We start from the raw sequence: 13,310 nt of genomic DNA, 5'->3' as shown, positions 1-13,310 counted from the left end.
TCCGGGCACTTTTTCTTACTATAGTAGTAATCGAAATGCTTGGAGGGGAAAGCGATGAAAGAGTCAAAGGATGTGTTTGTCAGTAAGGAAGGGAACGTGTTTCCTGGAAAAACATATGCAGAGCGGTTGCTTCATCCTGTATTTGAGGATCAGCGTGATTATTTGTACAGAGAAATGTTCGCGATTCATCGCGCTCATATGATCATGCTGGCGGAAGAGAGAATTATAGAGCAGGGCGATGCAAAGCGGATTTTGAAGGGAATATGCGAGGTGGAACAAGAAGATTTCAGTTCGTTGGCATATGACCCGCAATATGAGGATTTGTTTTTCTTAATTGAAGATCGCATACAAAAAGCGATTGGCGATGAAATAGCTGGGAACATGCATATCGCCCGCAGCCGGAACGACATGGGAGTGGCGATGTATCGGATGGTGCTGCGAAGACATATTACAGAGCTGATCCGGCATGCCATCATGCTCGGAGAAAGCTTGCTCGAACAGGCCGAGGAGCATAAAAATACAATTGTCACTGCATATACGCATACGCAGCCGGCGCAGCCCACTGCATTAGGGCATTATTTTCTCGCTATTTACGATGTACTGTATCGTGACTTACAGCGTCTGTGGGCTGTGTACAAAACAGTAAATCAATCTCCTCTTGGAGCTGCGGCGCTGTCCACAACAGGATTTGCAATTAATCGGCATCGTGTGGCGGAGCTTTTGGGGTTTGACGGTCTCGTAGAAAATTCATACGATGCCATCGCGGGTGCCGACTACTTATTGGAGACGGCAGCGGCAATCGCGATGCTCATGACAAACAGCGGCCGCTGGATTCAAGATTTTTTAATGATGGCAACAAAGGAATTCGGGGGCATCGTCGTTGCAGATCCATATGTCCAAATCAGCAGCATCATGCCGCAAAAAAGAAACCCTGTTTCTATTGAGCATTCGCGGGCTCTTGCAAGCAGCTCTTATGCGGAAGCATTGGCAGTGTTTCATATGATTCATAATACACCTTTTGGCGATATTGTCGACACAGAGGATGATTTGCAACCGCACTTATACCGCAGCTTTGAAAAAGCACAGCGTGTGATTTGTTTAATGAACGCAGTGGTGCGTACGATGAAGATTGATAAAGAGAAGCTGGAGCAGCGGGCATCCCGCAACGCGATTACGATAACAGAACTGGCGGATGTATTGACTCGCGATAAAGGCATCCCGCTTCGCCGCGCTCATAAACTGGCGAGCGTGATTGCAAAGGAGTGCATTAAGGAAAAGAAAGAGCTGTATGAACTGAGCGTATGCGAGGTGAATGCGCTTTTGCAGATAACATCTTTGTCGGAGGATGAATGGAATGCCATCGTGTCACCGCAAGTATTCGTGGAGCGCCGCCGTGTACTGGGGGGACCGAATGTGCGTGAGGTGGAACGTATGCTGGAGCAGAGGTATGCCGGATTGCAGGCGTGTGAAGAGAAGCTTACGAGCAGCAAAGACAAAATGAGCGAGGCAGAAACTATGTTGAATGAGTTAATTCAACAGCTTCTGCAGTCCTAGAAACAAGCAGATCAGCATTCTGTAAGTTGCTGATCTGCTTGTTATAAGAATGGAAAAAGCTATGAAGGATAAGTATCCAAATGTTATGAAGAGAACGGCTTGCTTTGAAAAATTACACAGGATTTACTGTGTCAGATTTAGCTCCGTTCCAGATTCCTGCATGAACTTTGACGTGCAGGTGCTGCTTAAGAAGCTCATTTTCTTCTGAGAAAGTGCAGGAAGTGTTATAGTTTTTCCTTCTTTAAAATAAGGGGACATTGCTATTTTTTTAATGTAATGGTAAAGGCAGACCCTTCCCCTAATTTACTTTCTACAGTTATAGTTCCTCCGTGAAGTTCAACAATCTCCTTTACAATGGCAAGGCCTAATCCACTTCCTCCGGTCGCTCGTGTCCTTGATTTATCTACTCTATAAAATCGCTCAAAGATGTGGGGAAGATCTTTAGGAGGAATTCCTTCTCCCTCGTCTTGAATGCCAATTTGTATGTTTAATTTGCAATTTGTAACTGTAATAGATGTAGTGGAGTTTGGCTCAGAGTGAAAAAATGCGTTGTTCAGCAAGTTCATGATCACCTGTTCAAACCGTTTTTGATCAATGGGAGCCGCAAGATCCTTCGGACAAGATAAAACAATTTGAATTTGCTTATCTTCGTAGGCAGGCTGCACCTTTGCCACAATTTTCTCTAAAAAATCATAGATATTGGTCTCTTGCTTTTCGATGATAAAATTATGTTTCTCCATCTGTGCGAGCTCAAATAAATCTTGAACCAAACCCGTCAAATGATCGGCTTCGTCTTTAATAATGGTCAAATATGTATTGCGTTCTTCCTGAGACAGTGTATCTCTCATTGCGATATCCGCATAGCCTCTTACATAAGTTAACGGTGTACGAAGCTCATGAGCTACACTCGCCAAAAATTCACTTCTTTCTTTCTTCATGTAATTCAAATCATTTGCCAGCGTTTGAATCGATTGCCCCAATTCCCCCACTTCATCATTGCTTTTCATGTTCAAAGAAACGGACAAATCACCCTTGCTTAACTTTTCTGTCGCTTTTTTCATGCGTATTAACGGCTGCGTAAGGATACGGGATAAGAGAAACATAGTTACAGCAGTTAATAGAAATGTGATAGCAGCAATCAATAAAAATTGATTCGTTAATCGTTGAATCATTTCTTTAATAGAATCTGTTCCTAAGAACATGTATACATAGCCCTTTGTGTCTCCTTGAATTTGGATAGGGCTGACAGTACAAATATAATTTGACGTTTTCCAATGATTTTCTATGACAGTTCCTTGTTTCGGTACGGGCCCCATCTTTTTATAGAGATGTTCTTCCATTGCCGGGTCTACATTGTTGGACTTCGCCAGTATGCTGCCATCATTGGATGTTATGACCACTTTCGTTTCTGCTTCTGACTCCATTAATGCGACATGCATAATCGTTTGCGGATCGAAATATTTCTCCAACACATCGCGGTGGCTGTTGCCGCGCGTAAGAAGAGAGGCAACTTCTTCATCAACGCGCGTGTTGACTAGACTGTAGTACAATAAAGCAAACAATATGACTTCAATCAATGTGACACAGATTAAAAAATAAAAACCTAATTTAATTGAGATATGTTTCATGTTTTCACGATCCTTGCAATTCCGTTATGCTATTCCTCATTCGTCCAGCGATAACCAATACCGTATACAGTTTTTAGATGCTGTTCGATTGGGAATCCCGATTTTCTTAGTTTATCACGTAAGTTGCGTATATGAGAATCGACTGTGCGATCTTCTGTATCTGAATCATTTCCCCATATGCGTTCTATTAGCTGCTCACGGCTAAACACATATGCATTATTGTTTAAAAAGAGTCCCAACAACGAGAATTCGATAGGGGTAAGGGACAGTTCTTTGCCGTTCATGGAGGCAAGGTGTTTGGATTCATCCCATACTAATCCCTTGAATTCCACTTTCAAATAGCTGTGCATTCTTCGCAGAACCGCTTCGATTCGCGCCAATAGTTCTTCTTCATGAAATGGCTTTGTGACGTAATCATCGGCACCTTGCTTTAACCCTTGAATCACGTCGGGTGTTTGGTTGCGCGCTGTTACCATAATGATGGGAACTGTGCTGATTTCGCGGATTTTTCTGCAAGTTTCCCAACCATCCATTTCAGGCATCATGACGTCTAGCAGCACCAATCGAAACTGTCTTTGTTCTAATAAGGAAACTGCTTGTTGTCCAGATGTTGCTTTAATACAGTGATATCCCCTTGGTGTCAGATATAACGATAATAAATCCAGCATACGCGGCTCATCATCCACAAGCAATACTTCAATCATATTGTTTCTCCTCTCATGTGTATCTTAAGCATAGTGTACAGTAAAAACGTGCAGAAATTATGCAGTTCATTTTTTATTTTTAAAGCTTTTTTCTCCATAATTTCTCGAAAATGTTTTTGTATAATGAGCGAGAAGAAGGGGAGGGGGAACAAAGATGAAGAAGTCGTTTATGACGGCCATTGCAGTTTCTGCAATTTCTCTGATTACCGCTTGTTCTGCAGCGACGAATGGAACAATGGATCATAAAAATATGAATCAAAGCAAATCAAACGCCAAGGAAACAGCCGTTCAGCCTTTAAAGGTGATAAACGGACCGGAAGTAACATTGGTGGCGAAAGAAGAAAAACAACAGTTAAGCAACGGTGTTGTCGTGCCGGTTTGGACATTTAATGGTTCAGCGCCGGGACCTGAGATTCGCGTCAAAAAGGGAGAGAAGGTAAAGGTTACCTTGAAAAATGAATTATCTGCTCCTGTTTCCATTCACTGGCATGGATATCCTGTTCTAAACAATATGGACGGTATTCCGGGAGTCACGCAGGACGCAGTGATGCCAGGAAAGAGCTTTACGTATGAATTTGTTGCGAATACACCAGGTACGTATTGGTATCATTCCCATCAAGATTCCGTAAATCAGCTTGACCGAGGATTGTATGGCTCTTTGGTAGTGGAGGATCCTGCAGAACAATACGACAAAGATTACACGTTAATGCTGGATGAGTGGGTCACAGATCAAAAAGAAATCAATAAGCAGCTCAAGGAAATGACCAAAAGCACTGCCGGCAAAGATAACGACACGAACAACAAAGACGCAGGAATGGACCATGGAAGTATGAACATGGAAGGTTCAAACAAAGATGATATGAGCGGTATGGATCATGGTGACATGAAAATGGATGATAACAAAAAGAGTTCAAATGATATGAATATGGCCGGGCATGATATGAGCATGTATGACTTGTTCACCATTAACGGAAAAAGCGGAGACTTGGTGAAGCCGTTGAAGGTGAAGCAAGGCGATAAAGTTCGCCTCAGATTTGTGAATGCCGGCTATATGTCGCATAATATTCATATTCACGGCCAAGATGTGAAAGTAATTGCGACAGACGGACAGCCGATTAACGATCCAAAAGTAATCAAAGATCAGGTTCTGGCGATTGCGCCAGGTGAGCGGTACGATGTAGAGTTCACAGCCAACAATCCTGGTAAGTGGTATATTGAGTGTCATGGAAACATGAAAGGTTCAAAAGGCATGAAGGCTGTGATTGAATATGAAGGCAGCACAGAAATGAAAGACAAAGCAACCGAGAAAGAAGAACTTCCGAAAGTAGACTTGACAGCTTACGGAACAAAGAAAGCAGGAGCCTTTACATTGGATCAGAAGTATGATGTCAGTTATACAATGGATTTGAACACGCAGATGGATGGGAAAAACATGGTGTATACCATTAACGGAAAAACGTTCCCGAATATCGATCCGATTCAAGTGAAGAAAGGGGATCTTGTCAAAGTGAAGTTGAAAAACAACTCGATGATGGACGATCACCCGATGCATCTGCACGGTCACTTCTTCCAGGTATTAAGCAAGAATGGAAAGCCGGTGGAAGGGTCTCCGATTGTGAAAGACACGCTTAACCTAAAACCGGGTGAAGAGTACGAGGTAGCGTTTATCGCTGACAACCCGGGCGAATGGATGTTCCATTGTCATGATTTGCACCATGCTTCTTCCGGAATGGTGACAGAAGTGAAGTATGCCGATTTCCAATCAACTTACAAGCCAAATCCGAATGTTCCAAATATGCCGGAGTAATTCCGAACCAAAAACCCTTTCGGTTCCCTCGCGTTGAACTGAAGGGGTTTTGTTTATGAGAGTATAGGTTACTAACTGTTTACACAAGAGGGATAGTATCATTATTAACCTACCCTTTTCATTTTTGATTTCAGAGAATAATTTTTAGCATCTTTTTCAGCTGTATCTCTATTCGCTATTTTGTTTTTAAAATAACTAATGATACTAGAAATAATGGAAATAGATAAAATAGAGTAGATACCCTTCGTTACTCCTACAGAATAAATACCTGAAATAACGACTAAAAAGTCGAACAGAAAATTAATCTTCCCTGGATTCCAATTGAATCTTTTTTGTAAAAATAGAGCGAGAATATTGGCTCCACCAAGTGAAGAGTTATTTAAAAATAGAATAGATAATCCAAATCCTATAATTATGCCGCCTACAACAGCACCAAGCAACGCAGGAATTGAAAAAGGAGGTAACCACCGATCTACGCCGGTCATTAAGGATAAAATTGTAACGGCAAATATCGTAGACACGGTGAATTTCCATCCCATTCTTATAAAAGAAAAAACATAAAAGGGTATATTGACAGCAAAAAATAAAGTAGCAAAAGGCATATTTAAAATATAGGAAAGGCTCAATGAAAGTCCGGCTGTTCCTCCAGTAATTATATGAGCATGTCTTAAAAGCAATACGCCTATGCTTGTAATTAGACATCCAAACAATATATTTATTATTTTAATCATATTTTTGCGCTCCTTTAGTGAAAATTAAAGAAATTCCCTCCTTTAATATTTGAAAATTTTAAATTTTCATTTTCTATTTAATAATTTAATGATAGAATATTAATGATTCAATTCACATAACAAAACGAATATTTTCTGGAGTTTTATACTTTATTTTGAATAAAAATAGGAGTATATTCCTTCATTTTGAAAGTAGGGATTTAATGGATCAATTGGATATTAATTTGCTGGAGCTTCTCCAAATGGACGGACGTATGACTGTGAGCGAATTATCAAAGAAATTAGCACTCAGTCGGCCGAGCATTTCTGAACGCTTGCATCGCTTGCAAGAAAAGGGGATTATTGAAGGATTTAGCGCTAGGGTGTCCCCAGCTGCAGTTGGACGAGGGGTACTGCTCTTTATTCAAGTAAGTGAACCTAAAGTATCTGCTCATGAGTTCGAACAAGTAGTTAGACAGGATTCAGATATCATTGAATGTCATCGTGTAACAGGAGTTGGTAGTCATTTTCTAAAGGCGGCTGTAGCTGATATGGAAAGCATGAGATTGCTGATAGACCGATTAATGCCTTATGGACATTTAAATACTTCTATAGTTTTGTTATCACCAGTACCTTATCGTCACATCCTCCCCAAGATTAAGGAGTCAGAATAAAAGAGAATAAGTTTTTAGGTGTAATAGAAAAATCCTATGGACATTTCTTCTTTCTAATCACAAAAAGCTCCTTGCCCATGAGTAGCAGGGAGTTTTCAATTTGTGAAAAACGTTCCAAAAAGTAGATTTTTTGCATTAGAACTCCTTTTCTAAGTTTAGGTAAAATTTTTCGAAAATTTACACTTTACAAAAAATAATAGTGTGAGTAGAATAGAAAACAGAAAAAGATCACGACATTTGTCGATATTATCTTTAAATAGGAGGGTCATATGGAATTATTTCGAAAAAAATCTATAGCGAGCGAAAATTCGAACAATTCACTTAAGCAAGTACTAGGTGCATTCGACCTTACGATGTTGGGCATAGGGGCCATCATTGGTACAGGGATATTTGTACTGACAGGTGTTGCGGCCGCGAAATATGCTGGTCCAGCTCTTATTTTATCCTTTATTATCGCCGGCTTAGCATGTACGTTTGCAGCACTGTGTTATTCTGAATTCGCGTCCATGATTCCCGAAGCTGGAAGCGCTTACACCTATAGCTATGTTGCTTTTGGTGAATTGATCGCATGGATTTTAGGATGGGATTTAGTTCTGGAGTATGGACTTGCCTCTTCGGCAGTTGCAAGCGGATGGTCTGGTTATTTTCAAGGATTATTGTCAGGATTCGGCATTCATTTACCTGCTGCCTTATCGAGTGCATTTGATGCTTCAAAAGGCACCTTTATTGATCTGCCTGCTGTGATCATAGTATTCTTGATTACTTTCCTGCTTTCTAAGGGAGTTAAGGAATCTGCTAAATTCAACGCAATCATGGTTATCATTAAGTTAGCAGTAGTGATTCTGTTTATTGGGGTAGGAGTATGGTACGTAAAACCGACAAACTGGACACCATTTATGCCGTTTGGTTTTTCCGGGGTAACGGCAGGAGCTGCAACCGTTGTGTTTGCATATTTTGGTTTCGATGCGGTGTCTACTGCTGCTGAGGAAGTTAAAAATCCACAGCGCAATCTTCCGATCGGGATTATAACAGCATTATCTGTTTGCACAGTTCTTTACATTATTGTTTCTTTGATTCTTACCGGGATTGTTCCATTCGGTGAACTAGGTGTTAAAAATCCAGTATCATTCGCGTTATCATTTATCCATCAAGATTGGGCTGCCGGATTTATTTCCCTTGGGGCAATCGTTGGTATTACAACTGTTTTGGTAGTTATGATGTTTGGACAGACGCGTCTGTTCTACTCTATAAGCAGAGATGGACTTCTTCCGAAGGGCTTGTCCAAAGTTCATCCGAAAACACAGGTTCCTATAGCTAGTACGTGGATAACGGGTTTATTGGTTGCTTTATTCGCTGGACTTGTCCCGCTTGATAAATTGGCTGAGTTGACAAATATAGGGACATTATTCGCCTTTTCAACTGTTTCGGTTGGGGTGGCTGTATTACGTAAAACACGCCCAGATTTAAAACGCGGTTTTAAAACACCGTGGGTTCCTGTTATACCAGCTTTAGCGGTTATCTTCTGTGTATATCTGATGCTTCAGCTTCAAGCATTCACATGGAAAGGATTTGTCGTTTGGTTAGTAATCGGTCTCGTCATTTACTCTACGTATGGTTATAAGAACAGCCGATTAAATAAAGCAAAACAAAAACAAAATATTGCATAAAACCTGCGCCTCCTTTTTATTAAAAAGCAATAAAAATAGTGAGAATGCTGGTATGACAAGAAATCCCTATAATGTTACACATTTGGAGAGGGGCATGGAGGTCACTAATACGTTGCATCCCAGTGTATAGCTGGGATGCTTTTTTTATGAGATATAAGAGATATAAAAAACAAGGCTTTTTTCGTAAAAAGGTTGTTGTTAATGGATCAGATGGTTCTATATACATGTGAATAAAAAACGTCTTTTGATGGTGGGGAGAGATCATCCGGCGACGTGCAGAAACGGTTAAACCTTTGTAGTGGTTCATGCAAGGGTAAACCAGAGAGAAGAAGCATACAATATTCCCTTTTGGTTACACATAGCACATGGACATGTCGAAATTATAATGCACTCATATATAGTTGGGAAATATCTCTAGATTAGTCAACGTTGAGGATATTTATTGCCAGCATGTGTTAATGATGAAGCCTGTGTTGTTCGTGTTGAGGAGGTCCGTTTGAATGGAAGTCCTGAAATGTTATAAAAACAGTCAGAAGAATGATAACCCCAGCTGAAAGTATAAATAAAAAGCAATGATGTATGTACGTTGAGAATCATTCCGAGATAAAATCCGATACTCAAACCGATGCTCATGCCAAAGGACATGATGAATACCATATACTCCATTAGGGTATCTTTAGAATTAGAAAGGTATGACGCGGTTAAAACAGAGATAAAGCAAAGTGCCAAGACTGATGGTATATATTTCTAATACCTGCCTGTCCTTTCATTCACTCTTCATCATATGTTGAGGCAGGTGCGTATTATCTTTTCCGTTTCTGCAAGTTTTCTGCATAATTGATTTTTAAGGTTGCATCATATACCCCATACCCGTATACTGTAATCAAAGATAACCATGCTAATAAATGAGGTGATAAAAATGAATCATTGTGAAGATAACAATATAGATCCAAAGATGATCCCGAGAACGGAAGAAGAGATCGAAAGCATCATCAAGCGTTTAAAACGTATTGAAGGGCAAGTGCGCGGCGTACAAAAGATGGTAGAGGATAACCGTTATTGTGTTGATGTTTTGATTCAAATTTCAGCGATTAATGCAGCCTTAAATAAGGTGGGTTTTAATTTGTTAGAACGCCATACAAAGCATTGTGTATCAAAAGCTCTTCGTGAAGGAAACGGAGAAGAATCAATTCAAGAGCTCATGCATGTGATTAAGCAGTTCTCAAAATAAGGGGGAGATGGCATTATGAGTGAACAAAAGCTCGTTACACTTGGAGTAACAGGTATGACATGTGCCGCTTGTTCAACCCGAATCGAGAAAGTGCTGAACAAGATGGATGGAGTCGAAGCAAATGTCAATTTAACGATGGAAAAAGCCGCAGTTAAGTATGACCCATCTAAACAAAGTGTAACTGATATCCAAACGAAAATTGAAAATTTAGGGTACGGCGTTGTGGCAGAGAAGGTAACGCTAGACATTGAAGGTATGACATGCGCGGCGTGTGCAACTCGGATTGAAAAAGGATTAAACCGTATGGAAGGTGTTACGAATGCCGCTGTCAATTTAGCGACAAACAGTGCTGTTGTAGAATACAACGAAGGCACTGTTTCTATAGAAGACATTTTGGAGAAAATCAAAAAGCTTGGCTACAAGGGGCAAGTCCGAAACGAAAAGGAAGATCATACAGAACGCAGAGAAGAACTGTTGAAACAAAAACAACGACAACTTATGATTTCAATCATTCTGTCACTACCTTTATTGTATACGATGATTGGACACATGCCGTTTGATACGGGATTGCCGCTGCCGCATATTTTGATGAATCCATGGCTCCAACTCCTTTTAGCAACACCAGTTCAATTTTATATAGGTTGTCATTTTTATACAGGTGCGTACCGTGCGCTGCGAAACAAGAGCGCCAACATGGATGTACTCGTTGCGCTCGGGACATCAGCAGCTTACTTTTATAGCTTGTTCGAGGCTTTCAAAACATTAGGAAATCCTGACTATATGCCAAACCTGTATTTCGAAACGAGTGCTGTGTTGATTACGCTTGTGCTTGTCGGAAAATACTTTGAATCACTGGCGAAGGGGCGAACAACGGAAGCGATTTCCAAGTTGTTGAGCCTGCAGGCCAAAGAAGCTCTTGTCATTCGTGACGGAGAAGAAGTGAAGATTCCGTTGGAGGAAGTTGTAATAGGCGACACGATTCTCGTCAAGCCGGGTGAAAAGATACCAGTAGACGGTATTGTCATAAGCGGGGTATCAGCGGTAGATGAATCCATGATCACAGGAGAATCCATCCCAGTTGACAAAAAAGAAGATGATTCTGTTATCGGTGCGACCATTAACACGAACGGTGTGCTTACAATCCGTGCGGAAAAGGTAGGGAAAGACACAGCCCTTGCCGGTATCGTTAAAATCGTGGAGGAGGCGCAAGGATCGAAGGCGCCTATTCAACGCATGGCTGACGTTATCTCCGGTATCTTCGTACCGATTGTTGTAGGCATTGCGGCAGTCGCTTTTGTTGCATGGTATTTCTTCGTAATACCTGGTGATTTGCCAAAGGCGCTTGAAGTGGCCATTGCAGTTCTTGTAATCGCTTGTCCATGTGCGCTCGGTCTTGCGACACCGACATCTATTATGGTCGGCACAGGTAAAGGCGCAGAGAAGGGTATTCTCTTTAAAGGAGGTGAATACCTGGAGGGGGCACATAAAGTCAATGCGGTACTGCTGGATAAAACGGGGACAGTCACAAAAGGAAAACCGGAAGTGACGGATGTTGTGGAATTCCAAGAAGGTATGCTAGACTATGCCATTTCGGCCGAGAGTGCTTCTGAACACCCATTGGCTCATGCGATTGTGGAATATGGAAAGAAGAAAGCCATTTCTGTGAAACAGCTAGAGCATTTCTCCGCTATCACCGGTCATGGAATTGAAGCTGTAGTTGACGGAAAAACGGTTTTTGTCGGAACGCGGAAGCTGATGAAAGAACGCTCTGTGGAAGTGGCGCAGCATGAGAATAAAATGGTGGAGCTTGAACAGAAGGGCAAAACAGCGATGCTTGTTGCAATCAATCAACAGTTTGCAGGGATTATTGCTGTTGCAGATACTGTAAAAGGAAGCTCAAAAGAAGCCATACAAACATTGAAGCAAATGGGTATAGAAGTATACATGGTAACGGGAGATAACAAACGTACAGCTGAAGCAATTGCTAAACAAGTGCATTTGGACCGTGTGTACGCAGAGGTACTTCCGGAGGACAAAGCAAACATCGTCGAAGAATTGCAAAAACAAGGCAAACGAGTAGCAATGGTTGGTGATGGTATCAACGATGCGCCAGCTCTTGCGAAAGCAGACATTGGTATGGCTATCGGCACAGGATCTGATGTCGCGATCGAGACTGCTGATGTCACCTTAGTGGGCGGAGACTTGGCTCATATTCCGAAAGCCATTGATTTGAGCCGCAAAACAATGAGAAACATCCGTCAAAACTTATTCTGGGCTTTATTCTATAATGCAATCGGTATTCCTATAGCTGCGGCCGGACTGTTGGAGCCATGGGTTGCAGGAGCAGCGATGGCATTCAGTTCCGTATCTGTTGTGACAAACGCGCTTCGTTTGAAACGCGTGAAAATATAACATACAAAAAATCTAGGAGGAATTTATTATGACAATCACATTAAATGTACAAGGAATGACTTGCGGTCACTGCAAAATGGCAGTAACGAAAGCTCTTACAGAGATTGAAGGCGTATCAAATGTAGAAGTGCATTTGCAAGAAGGTATTGTAGATGTAAATTACGATGAGGCAAAAGTAAACGCAGAAAAGCTGAAAGAAGCGATTGAAGATCAAGGTTACGATGTGAAGTAGCACACGAAAAGAGGCGACGGAAATATACTCCGTCACCTCTTTCTTTTATTGTATAAGTTTTATCATTTTTTCTAAATCGTTCAAGTTATTGCTTATTATCTTGATAGGCTTCTCTGTTTTTTTTGCTGTTTATATAAAGTATCAGATTTAGATTTCAAACATTGCTGAACTGCAAGATCGAACAATTCTTTTAGAATGCCACCTGGTGCATAAACAGTCATATACTCTGTTCCATTGGAAACTGATAAACAAAGTGCAACTTTATTACGTTTAGCCGCATCCTTACAATACCTGACAGCGGCAGGAATCTCTCCTGTATTAGAAGTGTCCAGAACATCGGGATTATAACAGTAAGGAAAGATATCTGCACCTTTAAATTGTTTTGACTCCATCACAATTACAATTGAACCGTTACCCCATCCTTGCATATTCCATAATTGTTCATATCCTTTTATGACTTCTTGCTCCAAATCCACTTTATATTTGTTTCGGGTAGGAGAGAGGATGTCAGAGCATTGTTGCAACAACCCCGAACCTTTCTCAAGCCCGTAAACATAACAATCTGTAGCACGTAAGAGCAAGGATTGCAAAATTAGGCCACGTGCCGGCAAACTGGATTGCTCATTATAATCTCGAAAATAACCTGGAATTAAGTTTACGGAAAAGTAATTCAAACTAGGTGCACCCTTTC

The 13,310-nt window shown here is 41.1% G+C and carries 11 protein-coding genes and 1 pseudogene; 7 read left to right on the top strand and 5 right to left on the bottom strand.

Annotated elements, in window-relative coordinates:
• The first annotated feature begins 54 nt into the window (after positions 1-54).
• The gene (argH, locus tag H540_RS0107400; RefSeq protein ID WP_028400091.1) at positions 55-1,554 is read left to right on the top strand and encodes an argininosuccinate lyase; all 1,500 of its coding nucleotides are present in this window, start codon (positions 55-57) and stop codon (positions 1,552-1,554) included.
• A gap of 260 nt (positions 1,555-1,814) precedes the next feature.
• On the opposite strand, the gene H540_RS0107395 is transcribed toward argH, so the two are convergent.
• Both H540_RS0107395 and H540_RS0107390 read right to left on the bottom strand, forming a co-directional pair.
• Entirely contained in the window at positions 1,815-3,182 is a 1,368-nt protein-coding gene (locus H540_RS0107395) for a sensor histidine kinase (protein WP_028400090.1), read from the bottom strand.
• A gap of 29 nt (positions 3,183-3,211) precedes the next feature.
• Positions 3,212-3,886 (bottom strand): response regulator transcription factor, encoded by a 675-nt coding sequence (locus H540_RS0107390; RefSeq protein ID WP_028400089.1) that lies wholly within the window; start codon positions 3,884-3,886, stop codon positions 3,212-3,214.
• A 154-nt stretch (positions 3,887-4,040) separates the two neighbouring features.
• On the opposite strand from H540_RS0107390, the gene H540_RS0107385 reads away from it, so the two are divergent.
• Positions 4,041-5,693, top strand: coding sequence for a multicopper oxidase family protein (locus H540_RS0107385; RefSeq protein ID WP_028400088.1), 1,653 nt, complete (start codon positions 4,041-4,043; stop codon positions 5,691-5,693).
• 104 nt (positions 5,694-5,797) lie between these two features.
• Here H540_RS0107385 and H540_RS29155 read toward each other — a convergent pair whose 3' ends face one another.
• Positions 5,798-6,424 (bottom strand): YitT family protein, encoded by a 627-nt coding sequence (locus H540_RS29155; RefSeq protein ID WP_034670522.1) that lies wholly within the window; start codon positions 6,422-6,424, stop codon positions 5,798-5,800.
• 203 nt (positions 6,425-6,627) lie between these two features.
• On the opposite strand from H540_RS29155, the gene H540_RS0107375 reads away from it, so the two are divergent.
• Positions 6,628-7,077 carry an Lrp/AsnC family transcriptional regulator gene (locus H540_RS0107375; protein WP_028400087.1) on the top strand — a complete coding sequence of 150 codons (450 nt, stop codon included), beginning with the start codon at positions 6,628-6,630 and terminating at the stop codon, positions 7,075-7,077.
• Between the two features lie 269 nt (positions 7,078-7,346).
• Complete coding sequence (gene bcaP, locus H540_RS0107370) at positions 7,347-8,744, top strand: branched-chain amino acid transporter BcaP (protein WP_028400086.1); 1,398 nt, start codon at positions 7,347-7,349, stop codon at positions 8,742-8,744.
• 561 nt (positions 8,745-9,305) lie between these two features.
• On the opposite strand, the pseudogene H540_RS35485 reads toward bcaP, so the two are convergent.
• Positions 9,306-9,485: pseudogene (locus H540_RS35485) on the bottom strand (hypothetical protein); the annotation flags it as partial.
• A gap of 178 nt (positions 9,486-9,663) precedes the next feature.
• Between H540_RS35485 and H540_RS0107365 the strand changes: the two are divergent.
• The 3 genes from H540_RS0107365 to copZ are packed head-to-tail and all read left to right on the top strand — an operon-like array spanning position 9,664 to position 12,619.
• Positions 9,664-9,975 carry a metal-sensing transcriptional repressor gene (locus H540_RS0107365; RefSeq protein WP_028400085.1) on the top strand — a complete coding sequence of 104 codons (312 nt, stop codon included), beginning with the start codon at positions 9,664-9,666 and terminating at the stop codon, positions 9,973-9,975.
• A gap of 15 nt (positions 9,976-9,990) precedes the next feature.
• A complete protein-coding gene (locus H540_RS0107360; RefSeq protein ID WP_028400084.1) occupies positions 9,991-12,387 on the top strand; it encodes a heavy metal translocating P-type ATPase in 2,397 nt (798 codons plus the stop codon).
• 28 nt (positions 12,388-12,415) lie between these two features.
• Positions 12,416-12,619: a copper chaperone CopZ gene (gene copZ / locus H540_RS0107355; protein WP_028400083.1), complete on the top strand. Its 204-nt coding sequence runs from the start codon at positions 12,416-12,418 to the stop codon at positions 12,617-12,619.
• Positions 12,620-12,714: 95 nt separating this feature from the next.
• Here copZ and H540_RS0107350 read toward each other — a convergent pair whose 3' ends face one another.
• Positions 12,715-13,293, bottom strand: coding sequence for a hypothetical protein (locus tag H540_RS0107350; RefSeq protein WP_028400082.1), 579 nt, complete (start codon positions 13,291-13,293; stop codon positions 12,715-12,717).
• Positions 13,294-13,310 lie beyond the last annotated feature (17 nt).

The organism is Ectobacillus panaciterrae DSM 19096 (assembly GCF_000430785.1).
Lineage (GTDB): Bacteria > Bacillota > Bacilli > Bacillales > Bacillaceae_G > Ectobacillus > Ectobacillus panaciterrae.
This window is presented reverse-complemented; position numbering and strand designations above follow the sequence as displayed.